The following is a 23,224-nucleotide window of genomic DNA, read 5'->3' on the forward strand; positions in this document are numbered from 1 at the left end:
TAGGGCGTCGGGACGGCGGCCCGGCTCCCCTCAGGCCTTGTCCAGGTACTCCGCGCGGTCCTCGGGCAGCAGCTCCGCCAACGCCTCGGCCAGCGGCGGGTACGCGGTCAGGTCCGGATCGCCGCCGATGTAGGCCGTGGCCTCCGCCCGCGCCTCGCCGATCAGCTCCTCGTCCTTGAGCAGGGTGAGCATCCGAAGGGACGACCGGGCGCCGGACTGGGCCTGACCGAGGACGTCGCCCTCCCGGCGCGCCTCCAGATCCACCCGGGACAGCTCGAACCCGTCGGTCGTCGCCGCCACGGCCTCCAGCCGCTCCCGCGCCGGGGAGTCCTCCTCCGCGTCCGTGACGAGCAGACACAGCCCCGGCAGCTTCCCTCGGCCGACGCGTCCGCGCAGCTGGTGCAGCTGCGAGACGCCGAAACGGTCCGCGTCCATGATCACCATCACGGTGGCGTTCGGCACGTCCACGCCCACCTCGACGACGGTCGTCGAGACCACGACGTCGGTCCGCCCCTCCGTGAACCGGCGCATGACCGCGTCCTTGTCGTCGGGGGCCATCCGGCCGTGCAGCGCCTCCACCGTCAGGTCCGCCAGCGGTCCCTCGGCCAGTCGTGCCGCCACGTCGAGCACGGCCAGCGGCGGACGGGCGCCCGGGGCGTCCGCGTCGGGGTCGGCGCCGACCTCCTCCTCGGCGTCCCGTCCGACGGCCTCACCATCGGTCTCCCCGATGCGCGGACAGACCACGAACGCCTGGCGGCCGTGGGCGGCCTCCTCCAGGATCCGCTCCCAGGCACGGTCAAGGAAGTGCGGCTTCTCCCTGGCCGGGACGACGTGCGTGGACACCCCCGCGCGGCCGGTGGGCAGCTGCGTGAGCGCGACCACGTCGAGGTCGCCGTAGACGGTCATGGCGACCGTGCGCGGGATCGGCGTGGCGGTCATCACGAGCACGTGCGGACGCCCGTCGACCGCCTTCTCCCGCAGGGCGTCGCGCTGCTCCACCCCGAACCGGTGCTGTTCGTCCACCACGACCAGGCCCAGGTCGGCGAAGGACACGTGCTCCTGGAGGAGGGCGTGCGTGCCCACGACGATCCCGGCCGCGCCGGAGGCGGCGTCGAGCAGGGCCGAACGCCGCGCGGCGGTGCTCATCGAACCCGTCAGCAGGGCCACCCGGGTGGCGTCGTGCGCCCCGTCCAGCTGCCCGGCGCGGGCCAGCGGTCCGAGCATGGCACTGATCGAGCGGTGGTGCTGTTGGGCGAGGACCTCCGTGGGGGCGAGCAGGACGGCCTGGCCGCCGGAGTCGACCACGCGGAGCATGGCGCGCAGCGCGACCAGGGTCTTGCCCGCTCCCACGTCCCCCTGGAGCAGGCAGTGCATCGGGTGGGCCGCGTCCAACCGCTCCGCGAGGCGGTCGCCCACCTCGCGCTGGCCGCCGGTGAGGGTGAAGGGCAGTTCGGCGTCGAAGGCGTCGAGGATCCCGCCCTCGACGCCGGGGCGCGGCCTGGCGGGCAGCTCCTCGGCCTGGTGGCGGCGACGGGCCAGGGCCAACTGGAGCACGAAGGCCTCGTCCCACTTCAGGCGGCGACGGGCGCTGCCCACGTCCGCCCAGCCCGTCGGCCGGTGGATCCGTTCGAGGGCGTCCTGGACGCCGGTCAGGCGGTGCCGTTCGCGTACCTCGGCCGGGAGCGGATCGGGCAGGTCCGCGGCCCGGGCCAGGGCCAGGTCCATCGCCAAGGCGATCCGGGACGAGTCGAGCCCCTTGACCGCCGGGTAGATCGGGATGAGCTCCTCGGCGAAGGCACGGGCGCGCTCGCCCTCGCTGCCGTCCTCGTCGATGAGCTGGTACTCGGGGTGGTCGAGCTGGCGGCGTCCCCGGTAGGTGGAGACCCGGCCGGAGAACAGCGCCAGCCGCCCGGGCACGAGGGAGTTCTGGTGGTAGCGCCCCGGTTGAAGAAGGTCAGGTGCAGGCGCCCGGTACCGTCGGTGACCGTGGCCTCCATCATGTCCATCCGGCGGCGGCCCTGACGCGCGGGCACGGTGCGGCGCTTGGCGTCCAGCACGCGCGCCTGCACGGTGACGTCCTCGCCCTCGCGCAGCGCGGCGAGGTCGGTCAGCTCACCCCGGCGGTCGTAGCGGCGCGGGTAGTACCGCAGCAGGTCGCCGACGGTGTGCAGGTCCAGTTTGTCCTTGAAGGCCCGCGCGGAGCCGCCGAGGGCCACGCGCAGCGGTTCGTCCCAGGTGCTCACAGTGTCCCCGTCCCCGCCAGATCGCTCTGCTCAACGTCACCGTAGTGGCAGCGTGCGACGCGTAGGAGGTGTGTGGGGCCGGCGGGCGGGTCCGGGTGGGCGTCCGGCCCCTCCCGACCGGGGTATACTCGTCGGAGTTCATCGCCTTTTCGCCATGCCCGCGTGGCGGATGCGATGCTCAGGTGGGGGTGCGAGGCTTCGTCCGCACCGTCTCCACCACGACGGGTACGGGCACCGGTCCGCGGTCGACATCCGCGACCACGTCCTTCGTGTACTCTTCCACGGTTGGCGTCCGCGCCAGCCTGTCCACCCGGCCTCTCCCGGTCGGTCGACCCTTCGCGTGCGGCGACGTGCGCGATCCCGAGCGCTTGAATGGAGTTACCGTGGCTTCCGTCTGCGACGTCTGCGGCAAGGGACCAGGGTTCGGTAACAGTGTTTCCCACTCGCACCGTCGCACCCGCCGCCGCTGGAACCCCAACATCCAGACCGTTCGCACGCGCGTGGGCGGCACGCCCAAGCGCGTGAACGCCTGCACCTCGTGCATCAAGGCCGGCAAGGTGACCCGCTAGGGTTCCAGCCTTCTGGATTCGGCGAAGGCCCTCCGATCAACGGTCGGGGGGCCTTCGGCGTGTCCGGGGACCCGCCGGGCGCCGCCCGGGGCGCTCCGCGGCGGCCGTTCAGAGGGCGCAGACGTGGCCGTTGAGCGAGCAGCGCACCGGGTACTGCGGTGCGCCGATGGCGTCGAGTTCGAGCGTCGCGGAGTCACCGGGTTCCAGGTCCTCCTGGGAACCGGGCTGACGGGCGAGGATGCCGTCCGAGAACGGCTCCCAGTCGGCGTCCCGGACCTCGGTGACCTCGGCGGTCCCGAAGGCCAGCGCCAACTCCCAGGCGTCCAGCGTGACGCGGGAGGTGTTGGTGACGGTGACCCGTGCCGTGAACCCCGTCGTACTGACCTCGACGATCTCGTAGACCACCGTGGTGGGCTCCACGCCCGACTGCACCTGCTCGCCGCGCTCGCCGGAGGAACCGCCCTCCTCGTCGCCGGGGGAGGCCCCGTGGCTCGGCTGCGCGCCGTCCTGGGCGTCCGGGACCTGCGTCGCTCCCGGCGAACCGCCGAACTGGAGGTAGATCTGGGTCGTGCTGTAGCCGAAGAGCAGCAGTCCGAGGATGACACCGGACACGACGAGGACGTTGAGCAGCCGTGGGGGTTCGACGCGCTTGGGAACGGTGCTCTCCAGGTAGCCGCCGATCCGTCGCAGCACGCCGGCGTCCGCCCGTTCGCTGCGGTGCACACCGCGCCGGGAGTCGTGCCGCGACACGTGCCGCCCCATAAACCGCCTCTCGACGATGCTCCGCTTCTGCCTGCCCTCGCCGGGGGGAGGCCGGTCGCGGACCTTCCGTGCCCGGGCGCTGGCACGTTCCGGGCTCTTCGCTCCACGAGGACGGGCGGGCCGCCCAGCGGACGACGTGAGCCGCGTTGGCACAGCCTAGCGCGATCGCCAAACGGGACAAATCCCGGCTGTGTCAACCTTCGCGGAAGTGATCCCAGCCGCTCCGCGCCGGCGGGCGGCCGTTCACGGTGACCGGTGTGCGCGCGACCGGTCGGCCCGGTTCTCAGCCTCCCCTCCACCAGTGAGGACGCTGCCCATCCGGATCCAGTTCTCGGGGAGGTCGGCCTCGGGCGGGAACGTCGCGGCCAGGGCGTGGTCCTCACCGCCGCCGACCATCAGCTCACGGGCGACGCGTTCGGCGTCCTCCGGCCTCGCCCCCAGGACCCGGACCGCCTCCAGGAGTGCGGGGTCGGGGCGGAGCGCCTCGGGGTCGAGGTCGACGCGGACCCCGCTGGCCCGGCAGACGTGGCCGAGGTCCTGGGCGAGGCCGTCGCTCACGTCGAGCATGGCGGTGGCCCCCGCCCTGGCCGCCACGGGCCCCTCGGCGTAGGGGGGACTCGGCCTTCGGTGCTCGGACAGGCACTCCGCGGGGCCGTCGATCCCCGCCTCCAGGAGGGCCAGACCGGCCGCCGACAGCCCGAGACGGCCGGAGTACGCCACGACGTCGCCCGGGCGGGCTCCGTCGCGGCGTACGGGAGCGCGCCCCTGGAGGTCGCCGAGCGCGGTGATCGCGACGGTCAGTGTGTCGGACGCCACCGTGTCTCCGCCCACGACGGCGCCGCCCGCCAGAGCGCACTCGTCGCGTACCCCGGCGGCGAACTCCTCCGCCCAGGAGACGGGCAGGTCGGAGGGGGCGGCGAAGCCGATGAGCAGCCCCGTGGGGCGGGCGCCCATGGCGGCGACGTCGGCGAAGTTCTGGGCCACGGCACGGTGCCCGACGTCGCGCGCGGACGACCAGTCCCGACGGAAGTGACGCCCTTCGACCAGCACATCCGTGGTGGCGACCGTCCTTCCGTCGGGCGCCGCGACGACCGCCGCGTCGTCGCCTGGTCCGAGGATTACATCTTGCGTCGCGGGGAATTGGCTCGTCACGCGTGCGATCAGAGCGAACTCACCAAGACCCCCAATGGTGCTCAACACAGTGATCAGGGTACGGTGACGCTCCGGAACGGTGGTCTAGACCCACGATCGTCACCCGTTCGTCATCGGCCGCACCGTCGGCTCGGCCGGGGCCGCTCTACCTCACACCCGGCACACACGAAGGAGTTCACATGGTGCAGGCATACATCCTGATCCAAACCGAGGTCGGGCGCGCCGCCGAGGTCGCGGGACGGATCAGGGAGATCGAGGGCGTCGACGAGGCGCACGACGTCACGGGACCCTACGACGTGATCGTGCAGGCCCAGGCCGACGACGTCGACTCCCTGGGCGCGCTGGTGGTGGCCCGGATCCAGCGGCTGGACGGGATCGCCCGCACTCTGACCTGCCCGATCGTCAACCTCTGACGCACGGGTGGGGTGCTGACCGTGTGGAGAGCGGGTGTGGCAGCGGCCGTCGCCGGCGTCCTGTTGGCGACCGGGTGCGGGGCGGGGACCGTGCGGATGGAACCGCCCAAGACCGACGAGACGACCGTGCGGACCTGTGCAGCGCTGGTCGCCGCGCTCCCCGACACCCTCATGGGCGCCCGACGCGCCGACGTGACCCCCGAGTCCGACGTGACGGCGGCGTGGGGCGACCCCCCGATCGGTGTGCGCTGCGGAGTGCCCCGTCCCGCGGCCCTGACCATCGACGCCCCCCTCCAGGAGGTCGACGGGGTGCCCTGGCTCCCGGTACCCGCCGACGACCCCACCATGTTCGTGGCGGTGGGGCACACCGCCTATGTCGAGCTGACCGTGCCTCCGAGCCACGGCCCTGCGGCCGCCGCGCTGACCACCCTGAGCGCGCTCGTCGAGGAGCACGTCCCGCCTCTGCCCGAGGGCCGGCTGTGAGCGCGCGCGCCGCCCGCGTGTGGACGGGCCGCGGGAGCAAGGACGAGGGATGAGAAGGGGGCCGCCGACGCAGCGTCGGCGGCCCCGGGTCCTTGCGGTGGGAGGGAACGGTGGGGCGGGAGGGGTCGGCGAGGAAGTAGCGGCTACTCCTCGGCGGGTGCGTCCGAGGCGGCCGCGTCGTCCGCACCGGCCGCGTCGTCCGCACCGGCGCCGGAACCGTCGTCCATCGGCGCATCTCCGCCGAGGAAGCTCGTGTCGCCCGTCTCCAGGCCCTCCTCGACCACGGGCTCCGTCGCGGAGATCGCGCCCGAGCAGGCGGCGCCGGGTTCGGGGACGTCGGTGCCGCGCTCGTAGAGGGTGACGAATCGCTGGAGGGCCTCGTCGTCCGCGGTCTCGGCCGTGATCTGGCGGCCCCAACTGGAGGCGACGATCGGCGCTTCCAGGCCGTCGCGGGGCGCGATGAGCAGGTAGTCGCCGGGGCTGTACATGTCCACCAGGGCGTCGACCTGGTCCTGTTCGAGATCGGGTGCGTAGTTGATCCACACCGCGCCGTGCTCCAGGGAGTGCACGCCGAGTTCGGGGGTCACGGCCTCGGGGTAGACCCCGCAGTTCTGCCAGTACGCCCAGTGGTCCCCGCCCACCGGCGGCGACTGCGCGTAGTCCACCCGCTCGCCGACGTCGACGTGCTGGTAGGAGCCGACCTCGAACTCCTCCAGACCGGAGATGATCCGGCTGCGGATCTCCATGAAGACCGCGAAGGCGAGCAGACCCAGGACCAGGGCGGCTGCGGCGCTGACGCCCGCGATGTTGAGTATCTTGCGACGCCGCTCAAGTTTGACCCGTTGTTCCCGCATCTCCGCGGCTCTACGACGCCGTTCCGCCGCCGTCTTCTTCTTGGCCACCGGGCCTCCTGATACACATGCGGTCGAATAGGACTTATCTATCCTCTACTTTGGCACCACAGCTGTGCGATTCGACCAGGATGGGTCCATGGGACACACAAGCGAGACCGCCGCCGGAACCACCGAGGCGGCCGGCGACGCGCCGCACGGGGAAGCGCTCGGGCGGGCAGGCGCGGAGGAGACGGACGACGCCACCCGGGACGGGTCCCCCCGTTCGGCCGGTCGTGCCGTGCCCCTGGGAATAACTGTGATTCTCGTCACTCTCGCACTGGTGGTCGGCTATCTCGTGGGACGCCCGTCCAGCCCGTTGGACAACAGCGCCGACGCGGGCTTCCTCCGGGACATGAGCGCCCACCACGCCCAGGCCGTGGACATGTCGCTCATCATCATGGACAAGACCGCGGACCCGGAGCTGGGGATCATCGCGGTCGACATCGCCCGTACGCAGCAGGGCCAGATCGGGATCATGCAGGGCTGGCTGACCATGTGGGGGCTGAACTCGCGCGGCGCGGAGCCGCCCATGGCGTGGATGGAGGGCTCCGAGCACGACCACGGCGCAGGCGAGGGCGTCGTTCCGCAGACCATGCCCGGCCTGGCCACCGAGGAGGAGATGGACGCCTTCCGGGCGGCCGAGGGCGTCGAGGCCGAGGTCATGTTCCTGGAGCTGATGATCGCCCACCACGAGGGCGGCATCGACATGGCCCAGGTCGAGGTCGAACTCGGCCGCGAGGAGCTCGTGACCGACCTGGCGCAGGGGATGGCCGACGCCCAGGTGAAGGAAATCGAGGCGATGGAGGCCATGCTGGCCGACCGCGGCGTCGACGTCGCCGGGACGGGCGCGCGGGACTGAGTGCCCTCGGCCTCGGCCCGCCCCACCCGCCTGCCGCAGCCGCGCGGCCATCCGCCCCGAGGGGCGGCTGCCCGACAGACGCGGGAGCGCTCCCAAACAGCACGTGTCGCACCACACGCCCTCCCGTGCCCACCATCACCCGCCATGGTGGGACCGACCCCCAACACGGCCGCGTTGTCGCAGGCAGAGGCCCTCCCCCAGCAAGAACGGGCGACCTCGCACGATCCACCGCCACGGTCACGGCCCCCGCCCCACCCCCCGACGGCGCACCGGCCAGGCGTTATCCCGGGGCCGCCCGGACTTACGACGCGTCGTAGCACTACAGTTCGTAGTACTACGGCCAGTCGGTACCTGAGAGGTGGGCATGGAAGCTCTTGATCTCGCGAGGTGGCAGTTCGGGATCACCACGATCTACCACTTCCTCTTCGTACCCCTGACCATCGGGCTGTCCTTCATCGTGGCGGTGCTCCAGACGGTCTGGTACCGGACCGGCAGGCACGAGTACCTCCAGGCGACGCAGTTCTTCGGCAAGCTGTTCCTCATCAACTTCGCCATGGGCGTGGTCACCGGGATCGTGCAGGAGTTCCAGTTCGGGATGAACTGGAGCGAGTACTCCCGCTTCGTCGGGGACGTCTTCGGCGCCCCGCTGGCGATGGAGGCCCTGCTGGCCTTCTTCCTGGAGTCGACCTTCATCGGCCTGTGGATCTTCGGCTGGCACCGGCTGCCGCGCGCGGTGCACCTGCTCTGCGTCTGGCTGGTGGCGATCGGCACCAACCTGTCCGCCTACTTCATCCTGGCGGCCAACGCGTGGATGCGGCGGCCGGTCGGCTACGAGGTCGACCCGCTGACCGGTCGCGCCCAGCTCACCGACATCTGGGCCGTGCTCGGCAACGACCAGGCGTGGTCGACCTACCTGCACACCGTGTCGGCCGCGTTCATCACGGCCGGTCTGTTCGTCGTGTGCGTCAGCTGCTACAAGCTCTGGCGCGACGCGCGGCACGGCGACACCGGGGTGGCGGGCGTGGCCCCGCCCAAGGGCGAACGCGCCCTGTTCCGCGCAACGCTCAGGGTCGGGCTGGTGTTCACCCTCCTTGCCGGGGTGATCGTGGTCGTCTCCGGCGACCACCAGGCCAAACTGGCCGCCGAGTACGAGCCGATGAAGCTCGCCGCCGCCGAGGCCCTGTGGGACACCGAGGAGGGCGCCGACTTCTCCGCCTTCGCCGTCGGCGACACCGAGGCCCGGTACAACCCCATCGACGTGACCGTGCCCAACGTCCTCAGCTTCCTGGCCACCGGCGAGTTCGACGGCGAGGTGCACGGGATGAACGACCTCGAACAGGCCTACGAGGAGTACTACGGCCCCGGTGACTACACGCCCAACGTGTTCGTCGTGTACTGGGCGTTCCGCCTGATGATCGGTCTCGGAATGGCCGGGGTCGCGGTCGCGGCCCTGGGGCTCCTCCTGACCGGGGGCGGCCGCTCGCCCCGGCCGTGGTTCCACATCCTGGGGATGCTCGCCCTGCCCGCGGCCCTGGCCGCGAACATCCTGGGCTGGGTGCTCACCGAGATGGGACGCCAGCCGTGGACCGTCCACGGCGAGCTGCTCACCGCCGCGAGCGTCTCCCCCGGGGTCGGCCTCGGGACCGTCGCCACCAGCCTCGCCGTCCTCACCGCCCTCTACGGCGTCCTCTTCGTGGTCGAGGTCGGGCTGCTGGTCAAGTACGTCAAGGCCGGGCCCTCGCACCTCGTCCCCGAACTGGTGGACGACGAGGACGAGGCCCGCATCCCGCACTTCAGCTACTAGGAGCCGAGGACCATGGAACTGACCGTCGTCTGGTTCGTCGCCATCGCGGTCCTGTGGACCGGATACTTCGTCCTGGAGGGGTTCGACTTCGGAGTGGGCACGCTGCTGCCCTTCATGGGTCGGCGCGACTCCGTCGACCGCCGGGTCGCGATCAACGCGATCGGCCCGGTCTGGGACGCCAACGAGGTGTGGCTGCTCACGGCGGGCGGCGCGATGTTCGCCGCCTTCCCCGCCTGGTACGCGTCCCTGTTCAGCGGGTTCTACCTGCCGCTGCTCCTCATCCTGGTCGCCCTGATCGCGCGAGGCGTGGCCTTCGAGTACCGGGGCAAGCGGGACAGCGCGCCCTGGCGCGCCTGGTGGGACCGGGCGATCTTCCTCGGGAGCGTCATTCCGGCCTTCCTGTGGGGGGTGGCCTTCGCCAACATCGTCCGGGGCGTGGCCATGGACGCCGACCACATCGTGACCGCCGGCCTCCTCGACCTGCTCAACCCCTACGGCCTGCTCGGCGGTGTGACCACGCTGTCGCTGTTCACCCTGCACGGGGCGGTGTTCCTGACGCTCAAGACCGACGGCCCGGTGCGGGTCCGGGCCCGGCGGGCGGCGTTGGTCTCCTCGTGCGTCGCGGTCCCCGCCGGAGCGACCTTCCTGGTCTGGACCCAGGTGGCCCACGGCGCGCCCTGGACCCTGCCAGTGGCCGTGGTGGCCGCCGTGGCCCTGGTGGGCGGGGTCGCCGCGACCTCGCGCGGACAGGAGGGGGCGGCCTTCGCCCTGACCGCCGCGACCGTCCTGGCGGCGTCCACGACCCTGTTCGGGTCGCTGTTCCCGAACGTGCTGCCCTCGACCACCGACCCGGCGTTCAGCCTGACCGTGTCGAACGCGGCCTCGGGCGAGTACACGCTCGTGGTGATGACCTGGGTGGCCGTGGTGTTCCTGCCGCTGGTCGTGCTCTACCAGGGGTGGAGCTACTGGGTGTTCCGACGCCGCGTGACCGGGGCACAGGTCACGGGCGACCTCCTCGCGGGCCGAGCGGGCGCCAGCGCCCCGGCCACCGAAGCGCCGGCCCCCGTCGATGAGGCGGGAGCCGGCGGTGACGGGCCCGGGTAGGAGGACCGGGGGAGGCTCCACGCCGACCCCGGCGCCGTAGCCACCGCGTGTGGGACGTCCGTGCGCATCGCCCCGCACGGACGTTCCGCGCGCGGCCCTCCGTGCACGCCTCCCCGCTCGGACGGGTCCGTCCGGCGCCGTCCACAGCCGCAGGGGAGACCCTGCCGCGCCTCGGATCCAGTGAGTAGGGTCGAGAGCGTCCCGCCGTACCGTCCCCGGCAAGGAGACCTGGTTGAAACCGCTAGACCCACGCCTGGTGCGCACCGCCGACGCGGTCCGGGTCCACCTGGCCGTCTCCGTCGCCAGTGGGGTGCTCCTCACCGGGTTGATCCTGGCACAGGCCTGGCTGCTCGCCTACACCATCACCGGGGCGGCCGAAGGCGCCGGGACACAGACCCTGGGATGGGCGATCGCGGCCGTCGCGGGGGTCGCCGTGGCCCGGGCGGCGCTCTCGTACCTGGCCGAGACCTCCGCCCTGCACAGCGCCGCGCGGACCAAGTCCCAGCTGCGCAGACGCCTGGTCGCGCACGTGACCGGCTCCGGTCGGGTGTGGACGGCGGAGCCCGGGGTCGACGGCGAGGCGGGCTCCCCCAAGGCGGGCGAGCTGGTCACCCTGGCCACCCGGGGCTTGGACGCGCTCGACGACTACTTCGCCCGCTACCTGCCGCAACTGGTGCTGTCCGCCATCGTCCCGCTCGCCGTACTGGCGGTGGTGTTCTGGGCCGACTGGATCTCGGGCGCCGTCATCCTGGTGACGTTGCCGCTGATCCCCGTCTTCATGGCGCTGATCGGGATGCACACCCAGTCGCGCACCGATCGGCAGTGGCGGCTGCTGAGCCGTCTGGGCGGGCACTTCCTGGACGTGGTGGAGGGGCTGCCCACGCTCGCGGTGTTCCGCCGGGCCAAGGCCCAGGCCGCGGTCATCCGACGAGTGGGCGAGGAGCACCGCAGGGCGACCATGGGCACCCTGCGGGTCGCCTTCCTGTCGGCGCTCGCGCTGGAACTGCTGGCCACCCTGGCGGTGGCGCTGGTGGCCGTGGAGGTCGGACTGCGGCTCCTGGGCGGCTACATGGACTACCAGACGGCCCTGCTCGTGCTGATCCTGGCCCCCGAGGCCTATCTGCCGCTCCGCGAGGTGGGCGCGCGCTTCCACGCGAGCATGGAGGGCGTGGCCGCCGCCGAGCAGGTCTTCACCGAACTGGACCGCACGCGCGGCGCCCACCGCCGCGCCGGCGGGGCCGAGGCCGGGGATCGGCGGGAGCCCGAGGCCGGAGCGAGGGACCGGAGGGAGCACGCGCCGACCGGCGGAGTCTCCCCTACCACCGGCGGGGACATCCGCATGGAGGGTGTGGGTGTGCGCTACCCCGGACGGGACCTGCCCGCGCTGAGCGGCCTGGACCTGGAGATCACCGCCGGGGAGCACGTTCTGCTCACCGGGCCCAGCGGGGCGGGCAAGACGACTCTGCTGTCCCTACTGCTGCGGTTGCACGAACCCGGTGAGGGCCGGATCAGCGTCCGCGCGCCCGGAGGGGACTGGACACCGCTGGAGGACGTCCCGGCGGAGGACTGGCGACGCGGCATCGCCTGGGTCCCCCAGCACCCCTACCTGTTCGACGTCTCGGTGGCCGACAACATCCGGCTCGGCGCCCCGGACGCGTCCATGGAACGGGTGCGCGAGGCCGCGCGGCGGGCCGAGGCCGACGCGTTCGTCTCCGCGCTCCCCGAGGGATACGGCACCCGGCTGGGCGAACGCGGCGCGCGTCTGTCCGCGGGTCAACGGCAGCGGATCGCGCTCGCGCGGGCGCTGTGCCGCGACGCGCCGCTGGTCCTGCTCGACGAACCGACCGCCCACCTGGATCCGGAGAACGCCGCGGCGGTGCGCACGGCGGTCGCCCGGCTGTTGGAGGGCCGGACCGCCGTCATCGTCGCCCACGACACCGGGTGGGCCCGCGACGTGCTCGGCGCCGCGCCGCGCGTCGCCACGTTGCCGCCGCGGAGCCTGGAGCGGAGTGTGGCGCGATGAGCACCGAGGCGGAGGTCCCCCTGGAACGCGGCACGGACGGGCCCGCCCACGGCCGGGACCCGCTGCTGCGGATGGTCGCCCTTGCGTGGCCGCGCGGGAGCCGGTTCGCGCTGGGCGTGCTGTTGGGAGCGGCCGCGACCGGCGCGGGGGTGGCCCTGCTGGGTGTGGCGGCGTGGATGCTCGCGACCGCCGCCGACCATCCGCCGATCACCGCGCTCGGGGTGGCCGTGGTGGCCACCCGGGCCCTGGGCGTCAGCCGTGGTGTGGCCCGCTACCTCGAACGCCTGGTCACCCACGACGCCGCGTTCCGCACCTTGGCCGAGGTGCGGGTGCGGGTGTACGAGCGCCTGGCGGCCACCGAGCCGTTCGGCCGGTTCCGGTCGGGTGACCTGGTGTCACGACTGGTCAACGACACCGAGGCGACGCTGGACCTGCTCGTGCGCGGACTGACGCCGCCGCTGGTGTCGGTGGTGACCGGCGGCGCGACCGTGCTCTTCCTGACCTCGGTGTACGTGCCGGGCGGTCCGCTGCTCGCCGCGGGGCTGCTGCTGGCCGGTCTGGCGGTGCCGCTCGCGGCGGCGGCGCTCGGCCGGGGCCCGGGGCGGCGGCAGGCCAGGGCGCGCGGCGAGCTGTCGACCGCTCTCGTGGACACCCTGCACGGGGCACCGGACCTGGTGGCCTACGGGGCGATGGACCGGCAGGTGGAACGCGTGTACGCCGCCGACGCGAGCTGGCCCGGATGGAGCGGCGTGACGCGGCGATCCTCGGTTTCGGCGCGGGGGCGACCGCGCTGATCACCGGACTCACCGTGTGGGCGGCGCTGTTGCTGGGCGTCACCGCGGTGGAGGGCGGCACGCTGAGCGCGGTGTCCCTGGCCGTGCTGGTGCTGACCACGCTCGCGGCGTTCGAGATCGTGGCGCCGCTGCCCGCGGTCGCCGCCAAGCTGGGGGCGATCCGGGCCAGCGGGGCGCGGCTGTTCGGGGTACTGGACGCGCCGCCCTCCGTCGCGCCGCCCGCTCGTACGGGGTTGGAGCCGGACGGCGATCCGACGGTGCGCGTTCGGGACCTGCGCGTTCGGTACGGCCCCGAGGAGCCCTGGGCCCTGGACGGGGTGGACCTGGAGATCCCGGCCGGGTGGACGGTGGCGGTGATCGGGCCGAGCGGCGCGGGCAAGAGCACGTTGGCGTCGGTTCTGCTGCGGTTCCGTGACCCCGAAGCGGGGCGGGTGGAGATCGGCGGCACGGACGTGACCGCCTACCCGGCGGACGAGGTGCGCGCCCTGGTGTCGGGGGTGCCGCAGGATCCGCACGTGTTCGCGTCGACGCTCCGGGAGAACCTCAGGCTGGCGCGGCCCGGCGCGGAGGACGACGAGCTGTGGGCGGCGCTGCGCCGGGCCCGGCTCGCGGACGAGGTCACCGCGATGCCCGAGGGCCTGGACACCCGGGTGGGCACGCACGGGCTCGGACTGAGCGGCGGCATGGTGCAGCGGCTGGCGCTGGCCCGCGCCCTGCTCGCGTCGCCCCGGGTCCTGGTCCTGGACGAGCCGACCGCGCACCTGGACCCGGACACCCGCGACGCGGTCATCGACGACCTGCTCGACGCGGCCGAGGGCTACTCGACCCTGCTGATCACCCATGACCTGGCGGGTCTGGAGCGGGTCGACCGGATCTACGTCGTGCGCGAGGGGAGGGTGATCCAATCGGGCACCCACGCGGAGCTGTCCCGGGAGGAGGGGTGGTTCCGGACCGTGAGCGCCCACTGACCGCCACGACAGGCGTACGCGATTTCCAGGAGATGGTCAGGGATGCCCTGCCCGGGCGGGCCAGACCCCGGCCCCCTGGCGATCCGCGCGGCTGACACCGGCGGACCCATCCTCTAGGGTGCGTGCGTGATCAAGTCTCTTCGCGAAGTCCTCGGTGGTGCGGGCGCGCTCGTGCGCGGTTTCGGCATGATGGTGCGCAGTCCGCGCCTCTTCGTTCTGGGCGCGCTGCCTCCGCTGTTCACGTCGCTGGTGTTCCTGGCGCTGTTCGTGACCCTGCTGGTCAACGTGTCCGATCTGGCGGCGTGGGCGACGCCGTTCTCGGAGGGGTGGACCCCCCTCTGGCGCGACGTCCTGCGTGGCGCGGTCGCCGTGGCGGTGTCGGTCAGCGCCGTCCTGGTCATGGTCGTGACCTTCACGACCGTGACGCTGGCCTTGGGCGCGCCGATCTACGACAAGATCACCGAACTGGTCGAGGAGCAGTTGGGCAACGCGCCCGAGGGGTCCGACGAGCCGCTGGCGGCCTCCATCGTGCGGGCGGTCCGCCAGTCGCTCGGGATTATCCTCGCCTCGCTCGCGGTCACCCTGGTCGTGTTCGCGGTCGGGTTCGTCCCCCTGATCGGGCAGGTCGCCGGGGCGGTCCTGGCGGCGGCGCTCGGCGGGTGGCTGCTCGCCATCGAACTCCTGGCCGGGGCGTTCGACCGGCGCGACCTGCTGCTCGTCCGGGACCGCCGCGGGTACATGGCCACCCGGCGGCTGCGCGTCCTCGGGTACGCGGTGCCCACGTACTTCCTGTTGGCGATACCGTTCGTGGCGATCGTGGTGTTCCCCGCGGCCGCGGCGGGCGGCACCATCCTGGCCCGGGAACTGCTCGGCGCCGACGCCCAGCGGACCGGAGGCGGCGCGCTCCCATACGGCGGCCCCCAGCCCCCGGGAGTTCCCCAGGGGCGGCGGCACCCGGGCGGACCGGGGACCCCTCCGGCTCCAGGCTTCCCCTGGACTCCCCAGGCCCGGGGCGCCCGCCCACCCGGAACTGACCCCCGCTCCGACCTCCCCCGCGCACGTGAAGCGGGTGACCGGCTCGGTCGCCCGCTCTTCGGGTCGCTAGCGCAGGCCCGGAGACCGCCGGAGGGCCGTCGTGATCATCCGGTCGACGAGCGTCGCGTAGTCCACTCCGGTCGCCTCCCACATCTGGGGGAAGGCCGACGCCGGGGTGAACCCGGGCATCGTGTTCAGCTCGTTGACGAGGATCCCGCCGTCCTCGGTGTAGAAGAAGTCCACCCGGGCCAGGCCCTCACAGCCCATCGCGTCGAAGACTCGGCGGCCAGCGCGCGCAGCCGGGCGATGGCCTCATCCGGGATCCGCGCCGGGATGGTCAGGCTGCTCGTGGACAGGTACTTGGCCTCGAAGTCGTAGAAGTCGAACCCGTCCGCCACGTGCACCTCGGCGGGCAGGGAGACGTCGGGCGTACCGCCGTCCTCGGCCTCCAGCACTCCGCACTCGATCTCGCGCCCGAGGACCTGGGCCTCCACGATGACCTTGGGGTCGTGTTCCCGCGCGGCCTCGACGGCGGCGATCACCGCGTCGGCGTCCCCGGCGTCGCCCACCTTGCTGATGCCGACGCTGCTGCCCGCGCGAGCGGGCTTGACGAAGACGGTCCCGCCGAGTTCGGCGACGTCGTCGAGCGCCTTCTTGCGCTCGGTCCGCCACTGGCGGTCGGTGATCGCCACGTAGTCGCTGGTCGCGATCCCGTTGCCGACGAGCATCGCCTTCATGAACGCCTTGTCCATGGCCGCCGCGCTGGAGAACACCCCCGCGCCGGCGTAGCGCACGCCCATCATCTCGAACAGGCCCTGGACGGTGCCGTCCTCGCCGAAGGGCCCGTGCAGCAACGGCAGCACGACGTCCACACCGGCCAGTCGCTCCACGCCGCGCTCCGGGTCGACGGTCATCAACTGACCGGCGGCGTCGAAGGGCAGCGCCAGGTCAGCGCCGTCCTCGGGGACGGCCGGCAGCGCCTTGGTCTCCCCGTCGATCCGCAACCGCTCGGGGTCGGCCGAGGTCAGGACCCAGTTGCCGGTCCTGGTGATGCGACCGGCACGACCTCGTAACGGTCGTGGTCGATCACGGACAGGACGCTGCCCGCGGTGACGCAGGAGATCTCGTGTTCGGAACTGCGACCGCCGAAGACGACGGCGACGCGAATCTTGCGCTGCTCGGACGACATGCTGCCTGACCCTATCTCGCCTTTTCATGGAACCGGAAACAGGAAACCATCCCGTTCGCGTCACATGTCCCCGCCGAGCGCTGTGAGAGCGTCCTCGATGAGGTGCCGGGGGTCCTCCAGACCGATGGAGAACCGCACCGCTCCAGGTGAGATACCCGCGTCCGCCAGTTCGGTCTCCCCCATCGTGCGGTGCGAGGTGGAGGCCACGTGTCCCACCAGCGTGTGCGTCCCGCCCAGGGAGGCGGCGACCGTGCCCAGCCTGATCCGGTCGGCGAAGGCCATCCCCGCGTCCCGACCGCCCCGCGGGTGCACGGTCACGACCGCACCGCACCGCCCGGCGTCGAACAGCCTCGCGGCCAACTCCGCCTGCGGGTGCGAGGCCAGGGACGGGTGGTCGACCCGCTCCACCTCGGGATGCCCCTCCAGCGCGGCGGCGAACGCGGCCGCGGTCTCACACTGCCGCTGGACCCGCAGTGGCAGTGTCTCCAACCCGCGGTGCAGCAGGTACGCCTCGTCCGGGGCCAGGCACGGCCCCAGGTCGATCCGGGCCGCGCGGATCCGGTCGATCAGCTCGGGCGCGGCCACCGCCACACCGCCCGTGGCGTCGCTGTGGCCGCCGATGTACTTGGTGGCCGAGTGCAGCACGACGTCCGCCCCGTGCTCCAGCGGACGGCACACCGCGGGGGAGGCGAACGTCGAGTCCACGACGAAGACCGCGCCCGCCTGCCGCGCGATCCGCGCGAGCGCCGGCAGGTCGGACACCGCCGTGGTGGGGTTGGACAGCGTCTCGGTGAACAGCACGGCCGTGTCGGGTCGCACGGCCGCCCGCACGGCCTCCGGGTCGGTGATGTCCACGAAGTCCGTCCGCACGCCGAACCGGCGGAGCAGCCCGTCGAGCAGCGAGTACGTGTTGCCGTAGATCGACCGTGCCGCCACGACGTGCGCCCCGGACTCCGTCAGCGCCATGAGCACCGTGCTGATCGCCGCCATGCCCGACGCGAAGGCCTGACCCCGCACCGGCGTCCGCGATCCGCTGCCCTCCAGTGCCGCGACCCCCGCGGCGAACGCGTCGGCCGTCGGACTGTCGATCCGCGCGTAGGAGTACCCCTCCCGCCGCCCCGCCAGCACGTCCGCGTACTCCCGCGAGGTGTCGAACGCGTAGGTGGTGGCCCGGTGGACGGGCATCCGCATCGGCCGCTCGGCCGGGACGGGAGGGTGCGGGAGGTTCTGGGCCAGGGTGTGCTCGGTGTCGGGCCCCGGTGCGGGTGTAGGCGGCATGTCGCCCTCTCTCAGACTCCGTAGCGCTCGGGCTTGGTGCTGCGCGCCATGAACGCGGCCAGCGCCTGCGCCGGGCTCAGGTCGTGGTGCATCATCTTGACGACGGCCTCGGTGATCGGCATGTCCACGCCGTGCCGCCAACCCAGTTCGAGGATCGACTCCGAGGACTTGACCCCCTCTGCCGTCTGCCTGGTCTCCGCGACGACCTGCTCCAGGGTCTTGCCCGCGCCCAGTTTCTCACCGAAGGTCCGGTTCCGCGACAGAGGTGAGGAGCATGTCGCCACGAGGTCACCCATGCCCGCCAACCCGGACAGGGTGTGCTCGTCAGCCCCCAGCGTCACCGCGAGACGCGTCTCTCAGCCAGTCCGCGCGTGATGAGGGACGCCTTGGTGTTGTCCCCGAGACCCATCCCCTCGGCCACGCCCACGGCGAGCCCGATGACGTTCTTCATGGCACCGCCGATCTCCACCCCGACCAGGTCGGTGCTGGTGTACGGACGGAAGTACGGCGCCCGGAACAGGGTCTGCAGACGCACCGCCGTCTCCTCGCGCGGGCAGGCCACCACGGCGGTGGCGGGCTGGCGCTCAGCGATCTCCCGCGCCAGGTTGGGCCCGGAGACCACGGCGATCCGCTCCTCGGGGAACTTCAGGACCTCGGCGATGATCTCGCTGACCCGCAGCAGCGTGCCCAGCTCCACGCCCTTCATCAGGCTGACGATCACCGCGTCGTCGCGCAGGTGCGCCCGCCACTGGACCAGGTTGGCCCGCAGCGACTGCGAGGGGACCGCCAGCACCACCACGTCCGCCCGGGACAGCGCCTCGGCCGCGTCGGCGGTGGCCCGCAACCGCGGGTTGAGCGCGATCCCCGGGAAGTAGTCCGGGTTCTGCGAGGTCTCGTTGACCGCGTCCACGACCGAGGAGCGCCGCCCCCACAGCACGACCTCGACCGCCGGGCCGCCCGGATCCTCCACCCGGGCCTGGTCGGCCGCGTCCGCGATGACGTTGGCGAACACGGTTCCCCAGGAACCCGCGCCGAGAACGGCGATCCTCACCTCGTCGCTGCCCATCCGTCCCGTCACGCCTGGTTCTTCCCGTTGTCGTCGTCCGGGGCCCGTCCGCCGCCGGTTCGGCGTCGTCCGTCTCATCCGCGTGTTCGGCCCGGGCCTCGACCCGGGCCCGTTTCATGTCGTAGGGGACCGCCGGGGGCTCCTCGCCCCGGATCTTCGCCTGGAGGTCGGTGATGTCGCGCATGATGGCCTCCGTGGCCTCGGCGAGGACCGAGGCGGTCAGCGGCTTGTTCCGGAAGCGGGACAGGTCCACCGGCGGTCCGGCCAGGAACTCCACGCGCTTGGGCGGGAACAGGCTGAGCTTCTTCTCCCCCTGGTACGGGAGGAGCCTCTGCTCGCCCCAGTGCGCCACCGGAACCACCGGAACCCCGGTGGTCAGCGCCAGGCGGGCCACACCCGTCTTGGCCGTCATCGGCCACAGCCGGGGGTCGCGCGTGCAGGTCCCCTCCGGGTAGAAGATCACGGAGGCTCCGTCCCTGGTGAGCGCCAGCTCGGCCTCGCGCAGCGCCTTGACCGCCTCGGTGGTGCCGCGTTTGATCGGAATCTGCCCCGTGCTCCTGGCGACCGACCGGACCACCGGAATCCGCATGACCGCGTCCTTCATGGTGAAGGTCGGCCAGCGCCGCGCGCCCACGTACATGAAGTGCGCGACCGTGAGGGGGTCGACGGTGGACAGGTGGTTCGCGGCGATGATCACGCCGCCCCGGGCGGGCACGTTCTCGGTCCCCCGCCAGACGGGCTTGGTCACCAGTCGCAGGAGGGGGCGCACGATGCTCGCCACGACCACCTTCACCCACCGTGATTCTCGATGCTCGGCCACGGGACTCCTCACTCCATCGCTGCGGGCCCGTCCGGCCCCGAAGCACAACCGGTTCAGTCTAGGGCGCGTCGGTACCCGCTCCTCCAGCCCGGAGACGCACGTCACCGGGTGGGTGTCCGACCCGTCGGGCCCGCGCCGCCCCGCGCCGCGAACGCCTACCCTCGTGTCACTGTCGTTGCCGCATCTCCGGGGGGACCGTGACCGGCTTTGGAGAGCGAGACGGGGCCGAGGCGCCGGGGTGCGCTGGTCCCTGATCGTCCCAGTCAAGCACCTCGATCGGGCCAAGTCGCGACTGGCCCGTGCCGCGGGCCCCCTCCGGGGCGAGCTCGCACTGGCCGTCGCCTGCGACACGGTGACCGCCGCTCTCGCCTGCGCACGCGTCGACGCGGTCTTCGCCGTGACCGACGACGTCCGGGCCGGCGAGGCGTTGGGGGCCCTCGGCGCGGTCGTGGTGGGCGGAGAACCGGGCACGGGGCTCAATCCCGCGCTTCGGCACGGGGCCGCGGTCGCCCGGCGGCGCCTCCCCGGCAACGGGCTGTGCGCCCTGTCGGCAGACCTGCCCGCGCTGCGCCCGGGAGAACTCGCCCGCGTCCTGTCCTCGGCGTCGGACCGACGCCGTTCCTTCCTCCCAGACGCGCCCGGAGTGGGCACGACACTCCTCGCTTCGCGCCCGGGGAGCCGTTCCGCCCCGCGTTCGAGGGCGCCTCACGCGTCCGGCATCTGGCCTCCGCGCCCGGGAACTGGTCCTGGAGGACGTGGACTCGGTCCGGCGGGACGTGGACACTCCCGAGGACCTGCGGGCGGCGGTCCGTCTCGGTGTGGGGGCGCGCACGCGGGACCTGCTGGTGCTGGCGCGGAGGGACGGGCACGGCCTCGCGGTCGACACGGTCGCGCGGACGCGTACCGCCCGGGCCCCCGTGGGGGACCCGGGCGGTACCGACCCGTCGCCGTTCGGCGATGGAACTACTTCTTCCCGTCGTTGACCAGGGCCTTGAAGTCAGCGCCAGCACGGAACTTCGGAACGAAGCTCGCGGGGACGTTGATGGTGGCCCCGGTGGCGGGGTTGCGGGCGGTACGAGCCGCACGCTCGGACTTCTCGAACACACCGAAGCCCGTGATGGCGACCTTGTCGCCCGACGCCACTGTGGTCTGAATGGTCTCGAGCACAGCATTGACCGCTTCGGTCGCGGTCTTCTTGTCTCCGAGACGCGCGGAGATCGCGTCGATCAGGTCACGCTTGTTCATAAGGTTCCTCCGGTTCCCCCTTGCTCGCACGAAATTAGGGGAAGCCCGGCCCCTTACACAAATACAAACGCCTGTGGAGAAGGCGTGTCGAGCCCGCGCCCACCTGCGCGTCAGCCACGGAAGGCAGTGGCCCCAGCTCGCGGGACACCGTCCCACGCGCCCCTTTTGCCCCCGCGTGTGAGCCTCAAATGCCTACGTATAACCGGATTCCGGGCACGGCGCGCGGCGCGCTTAAGGACGCAAAGGCCGCAAGCGACTGGTCACACCAAGTAAAGGTAAAATATTCGGGGGCCGGTGGGTGTGCTGCGTCACACCGCCCTCCAGCCCCCGCCCAGGACACGATCCGGTGTCTACTGGGTCACGGGCAGCCAGCGCTGGCGAGCCTGCTCGAACCCCGCGATCCCCTCCGTGTGGCCCAGCGTCAGGGCGATGTCGTCCAGACCCTCCATCAACCGCCAACGGGTGTAGTCGTCCAGCTCGAAGGCCTCCTGGACGCCCGGGGCGCGGACCTCGCGGTTGACCAGGTCGACGGTCACCTCGGTGGTGGGGTCGGCCTCGACCATGTCCCACAGCTTCTCGACGACCTCCTGGGGCAGCAGGACGGTCAGCAGCCCGCCCTTGAGCGAGTTGCCCCGGAAGATGTCGGCGAAGCGCGACGACAGCACCGCGCGGAAGCCGTAGTCCCGAAGAGCCCACACAGCGTGCTCACGCGAGGAGCCGGTACCGAAGTCGGGGCCGGCCACCAGCACGGACGCACCCGAGTGCTCGGGCCGGTTCAGGACGAAGTCGGGGTCGCTCCCGCGCCACCCGGCGAACAGGCCGTCCTCGAACCCGGTGCGGCTCACACGCTTGAGGTAGACGGCGGGGATGATCTGGTCGGTGTCCACGTTGCTGGCGCGCAGCGGCACGGCCCGACCGGTGTGGACGTCGATCTTCTCCATGAACAGGTCTCTCCTAGCTGGTCGGGGCCCTACAGGGACACCAGGTCTGCGGGCGAGGACAGCATCCCGCGCACGGCGGTCGCGGCGGCCACCTGCGGCGACACCAGGTGGGTGCGGCCACCGCGCCCCTGGCGGCCCTCGAAGTTGCGGTTGGAGGTGGAGGCGCTGCGCTCACCGGGCTGGAGCTGGTCGGGGTTCATGCCCAGGCACATGGAGCACCCGGCCTCGCGCCACTCGGCGCCGGCCTCCTCGAAGATCCGGCCGAGTCCCTCCTGGTTGGCCTGCTCCTTGACCCGCATGGAGCCGGGGACGACCAGCATGCGCACGCCGTCCGCGACCTTGCGGCCCCGGATGATCTCGGCGGCGGTGCGCAGGTCCTCGATACGGCCGTTGGTGCACGAGCCCAGGAACACGGTGTCGACGCTCACCTGGCGCATCGGCGTGCCGGGGGCCAGGTCCATGTAGGCCAGGGCCTTCTCCGCGGCTGCGCGCGCGGTGGGGTCCTCGAAGGAGGTCGGGTCGGGCACGGACGCGTCCAGCGGCACGCCCTGACCGGGGTTGGTGCCCCAGGTGACGAACGGACTCAGTTCGTCGGCGTCCAGGACCACCTCGGCGTCGAAGACGGCGCCCTCGTCGGTGCGCAGGCTCTTCCAGTGCTCGACGGCCGCGTCGAAGTCCTCGTCCTTCGGGGCGTGGGCGCGCCCGCGCACGTAGTCGAACGTGGTCTGGTCGGGGGCGATCATCCCGGCGCGGGCGCCCGCCTCGATGGACATGTTGCACACCGTCATGCGGGCCTCCATCGACAGCGACTCGATCGCCGCGCCGCGGTACTCGATGACGTAGCCCTGGCCGCCGCCGGTGCCGATCTTGGCGATCACCGCGAGGATGATGTCCTTGGCGGACACACCCGGCCTGAGCGTGCCGTTCACCGTGACGGCCATGGTCTTGAAGGGGGCCATGGGCAGGGTCTGGGTGGCCAGAACGTGCTCGACCTGGCTGGTGCCGATACCGAAGGCCAGCGCGCCGAACGCGCCGTGCGTGCTGGTGTGGCTGTCACCGCAGACGATGGTCATGCCGGGCTGCGTCAAGCCCAACTGGGGGCCGACCACGTGCACGACGCCCTGTTCGATGTCGCCCATCGGGTGCAGGCGCACGCCGAAGTCCGAGCAGTTCTTGCGCAGGGTCTCGACCTGCTTGCGGGAGACGGGGTCGGCGATCGGAGCCAACAGGTCCTGGGTGGGGACGTTGTGGTCCTCGGTCGCGATGGTGAGGTCGGGGCGCCGCACGGACCGACCCGCCAGGCGCAGCCCTCGAAGGCCTGCGGGCTGGTCACCTCGTGCACCAGGTGGAGGTCGATGTAGAGCAGATCCGGCTCGCCGTCGGCACGCCGGACGACGTGCTCCTCCCAGACCTTCTCGGCCATCGTGCGTGCCATGGGCGATCGCCTCTCTCGTTCTTCGTCTCGGGTCCGGACGGAGGTGGACCCAGCGCGGACGTGCGGGCTGACTTGCATTCCATATTTCGAGACGGCAATATCAAGCCATGGACAACTCTAGCTCATCCAGCGGCGTCGGTGTGTTGGA

General features: G+C 72.2%; 12 protein-coding genes and 9 pseudogenes. 10 read left to right on the plus strand and 11 right to left on the minus strand.

What is annotated here, in order from left to right; translation table 11 throughout:
- Window positions 1–30 precede the first annotated feature (30 nt).
- Window positions 31–2,243: pseudogene (recG, locus tag BJF83_RS17465) on the minus strand (ATP-dependent DNA helicase RecG).
- 383 nt (window positions 2,244–2,626) lie between these two features.
- On the opposite strand from recG, the gene rpmB reads away from it, so the two are divergent.
- Window positions 2,627–2,812 (plus strand): 50S ribosomal protein L28, encoded by a 186-nt coding sequence (gene rpmB, locus BJF83_RS17470; protein ID WP_013151263.1) that lies wholly within the window; start codon window positions 2,627–2,629, stop codon window positions 2,810–2,812.
- Window positions 2,813–2,920: 108 nt separating this feature from the next.
- On the opposite strand, the gene BJF83_RS17475 is transcribed toward rpmB, so the two are convergent.
- On the minus strand, window positions 2,921–3,574 hold the full coding sequence (locus BJF83_RS17475; protein WP_075927130.1) for a cellulose binding domain-containing protein: 654 nt from the start codon (window positions 3,572–3,574) through the stop codon (window positions 2,921–2,923).
- Window positions 3,575–3,767: 193 nt separating this feature from the next.
- A pseudogene (locus tag BJF83_RS17480) lies at window positions 3,768–4,774 on the minus strand (thiamine-phosphate kinase).
- Between the two features lie 131 nt (window positions 4,775–4,905).
- Between BJF83_RS17480 and BJF83_RS17485 the strand changes: the two are divergent.
- Together BJF83_RS17485 and BJF83_RS17490 are read left to right on the plus strand one after the other, a co-directional pair.
- Entirely contained in the window at window positions 4,906–5,139 is a 234-nt protein-coding gene (locus tag BJF83_RS17485; protein ID WP_075927131.1) for an Lrp/AsnC family transcriptional regulator, read from the plus strand.
- 36 nt (window positions 5,140–5,175) lie between these two features.
- Window positions 5,176–5,622 (plus strand): DUF3515 domain-containing protein, encoded by a 447-nt coding sequence (locus tag BJF83_RS17490; RefSeq protein WP_262391641.1) that lies wholly within the window; start codon window positions 5,176–5,178, stop codon window positions 5,620–5,622.
- Window positions 5,623–5,765: 143 nt separating this feature from the next.
- On the opposite strand, the gene BJF83_RS17495 is transcribed toward BJF83_RS17490, so the two are convergent.
- Window positions 5,766–6,524, minus strand: coding sequence for a DUF3105 domain-containing protein (locus tag BJF83_RS17495; RefSeq protein WP_075927133.1), 759 nt, complete (start codon window positions 6,522–6,524; stop codon window positions 5,766–5,768).
- An 88-nt stretch (window positions 6,525–6,612) separates the two neighbouring features.
- On the opposite strand from BJF83_RS17495, the gene BJF83_RS17500 reads away from it, so the two are divergent.
- The 6 genes and pseudogenes from BJF83_RS17500 to BJF83_RS17525 all read left to right on the plus strand — a co-directional run.
- A complete protein-coding gene (locus BJF83_RS17500) occupies window positions 6,613–7,374 on the plus strand; it encodes a DUF305 domain-containing protein (protein ID WP_075927134.1) in 762 nt (253 codons plus the stop codon).
- Between the two features lie 364 nt (window positions 7,375–7,738).
- Window positions 7,739–9,178 (plus strand): cytochrome ubiquinol oxidase subunit I, encoded by a 1,440-nt coding sequence (locus tag BJF83_RS17505; RefSeq protein ID WP_075927135.1) that lies wholly within the window; start codon window positions 7,739–7,741, stop codon window positions 9,176–9,178.
- A gap of 12 nt (window positions 9,179–9,190) precedes the next feature.
- Window positions 9,191–10,282, plus strand: coding sequence for a cytochrome d ubiquinol oxidase subunit II (cydB, locus tag BJF83_RS17510; protein WP_075927136.1), 1,092 nt, complete (start codon window positions 9,191–9,193; stop codon window positions 10,280–10,282).
- A gap of 232 nt (window positions 10,283–10,514) precedes the next feature.
- The gene (gene cydD / locus BJF83_RS17515) at window positions 10,515–12,305 is read left to right on the plus strand and encodes a thiol reductant ABC exporter subunit CydD (RefSeq protein ID WP_075927137.1); all 1,791 of its coding nucleotides are present in this window, start codon (window positions 10,515–10,517) and stop codon (window positions 12,303–12,305) included.
- Window positions 12,302–14,067: pseudogene (gene cydC / locus BJF83_RS17520) on the plus strand (thiol reductant ABC exporter subunit CydC). Before cydD ends, cydC begins: the two are co-directional and overlap by 4 nt.
- A gap of 189 nt (window positions 14,068–14,256) precedes the next feature.
- A pseudogene (locus BJF83_RS17525) lies at window positions 14,257–14,835 on the plus strand (EI24 domain-containing protein); the annotation flags it as partial.
- Between the two features lie 333 nt (window positions 14,836–15,168).
- Here the strand turns inward: BJF83_RS17525 and BJF83_RS17530 are convergent.
- The 4 genes and pseudogenes from BJF83_RS17530 to BJF83_RS17545 all read right to left on the minus strand — a co-directional run bounded on the left by BJF83_RS17530 (window position 15,169) and on the right by BJF83_RS17545 (window position 19,455).
- A pseudogene (locus tag BJF83_RS17530) lies at window positions 15,169–16,291 on the minus strand (D-alanine--D-alanine ligase family protein).
- 60 nt (window positions 16,292–16,351) lie between these two features.
- Complete coding sequence (locus BJF83_RS17535) at window positions 16,352–17,569, minus strand: PLP-dependent aspartate aminotransferase family protein (protein ID WP_075927138.1); 1,218 nt, start codon at window positions 17,567–17,569, stop codon at window positions 16,352–16,354.
- Between the two features lie 11 nt (window positions 17,570–17,580).
- Window positions 17,581–18,635, minus strand: a pseudogene (locus BJF83_RS17540) (NAD(P)H-dependent glycerol-3-phosphate dehydrogenase).
- An 8-nt stretch (window positions 18,636–18,643) separates the two neighbouring features.
- Window positions 18,644–19,455: pseudogene (locus tag BJF83_RS17545) on the minus strand (lysophospholipid acyltransferase family protein).
- A gap of 238 nt (window positions 19,456–19,693) precedes the next feature.
- On the opposite strand from BJF83_RS17545, the pseudogene cofC reads away from it, so the two are divergent.
- Window positions 19,694–20,438: pseudogene (gene cofC, locus BJF83_RS17550) on the plus strand (2-phospho-L-lactate guanylyltransferase).
- Here the strand turns inward: cofC and BJF83_RS17555 are convergent.
- The 3 genes and pseudogenes from BJF83_RS17555 to leuC form a co-directional block, all read right to left on the minus strand.
- Window positions 20,419–20,700, minus strand: a complete 282-nt coding sequence (locus BJF83_RS17555) for an HU family DNA-binding protein (protein WP_075927139.1) — start codon at window positions 20,698–20,700, stop codon at window positions 20,419–20,421. The pseudogene cofC and the gene BJF83_RS17555 overlap by 20 nt on opposite strands.
- Window positions 20,701–21,050: 350 nt before the next feature.
- A complete protein-coding gene (gene leuD, locus BJF83_RS17560) occupies window positions 21,051–21,641 on the minus strand; it encodes a 3-isopropylmalate dehydratase small subunit (RefSeq protein WP_075927140.1) in 591 nt (196 codons plus the stop codon).
- 29 nt (window positions 21,642–21,670) lie between these two features.
- Window positions 21,671–23,076, minus strand: a pseudogene (gene leuC / locus BJF83_RS17565) (3-isopropylmalate dehydratase large subunit).
- Between the last annotated feature and the right edge of the window lie 148 nt (window positions 23,077–23,224).

The sequence above is a fragment of the Nocardiopsis sp. CNR-923 genome, from assembly GCF_001942255.1.
Classification (GTDB): domain Bacteria; phylum Actinomycetota; class Actinomycetes; order Streptosporangiales; family Streptosporangiaceae; genus Nocardiopsis.

What these genes read in the sequence shown, in the direction of transcription:
- BJF83_RS17500 (WP_075927134.1), top strand. Translation starts at nt 6,613, where the DNA reads ATGGGACACACAAGCGAGACCGCCGCCGGAACCACCGAGGCGGCCGGC.
- cydB (WP_075927136.1), top strand. Translation starts at nt 9,191, where the DNA reads ATGGAACTGACCGTCGTCTGGTTCGTCGCCATCGCGGTCCTGTGGACC.
- BJF83_RS17535 (WP_075927138.1), bottom strand. Translation starts at nt 17,569, where the DNA reads ATGCCGCCTACACCCGCACCGGGGCCCGACACCGAGCACACCCTGGCC.
- BJF83_RS17485 (WP_075927131.1), top strand. Translation starts at nt 4,906, where the DNA reads ATGGTGCAGGCATACATCCTGATCCAAACCGAGGTCGGGCGCGCCGCC.
- BJF83_RS17555 (WP_075927139.1), bottom strand. Translation starts at nt 20,700, where the DNA reads ATGAACAAGCGTGACCTGATCGACGCGATCTCCGCGCGTCTCGGAGAC.
- BJF83_RS17475 (WP_075927130.1), bottom strand. Translation starts at nt 3,574, where the DNA reads ATGGGGCGGCACGTGTCGCGGCACGACTCCCGGCGCGGTGTGCACCGC.
- leuD (WP_075927140.1), bottom strand. Translation starts at nt 21,641, where the DNA reads ATGGAGAAGATCGACGTCCACACCGGTCGGGCCGTGCCGCTGCGCGCC.
- BJF83_RS17505 (WP_075927135.1), top strand. Translation starts at nt 7,739, where the DNA reads ATGGAAGCTCTTGATCTCGCGAGGTGGCAGTTCGGGATCACCACGATC.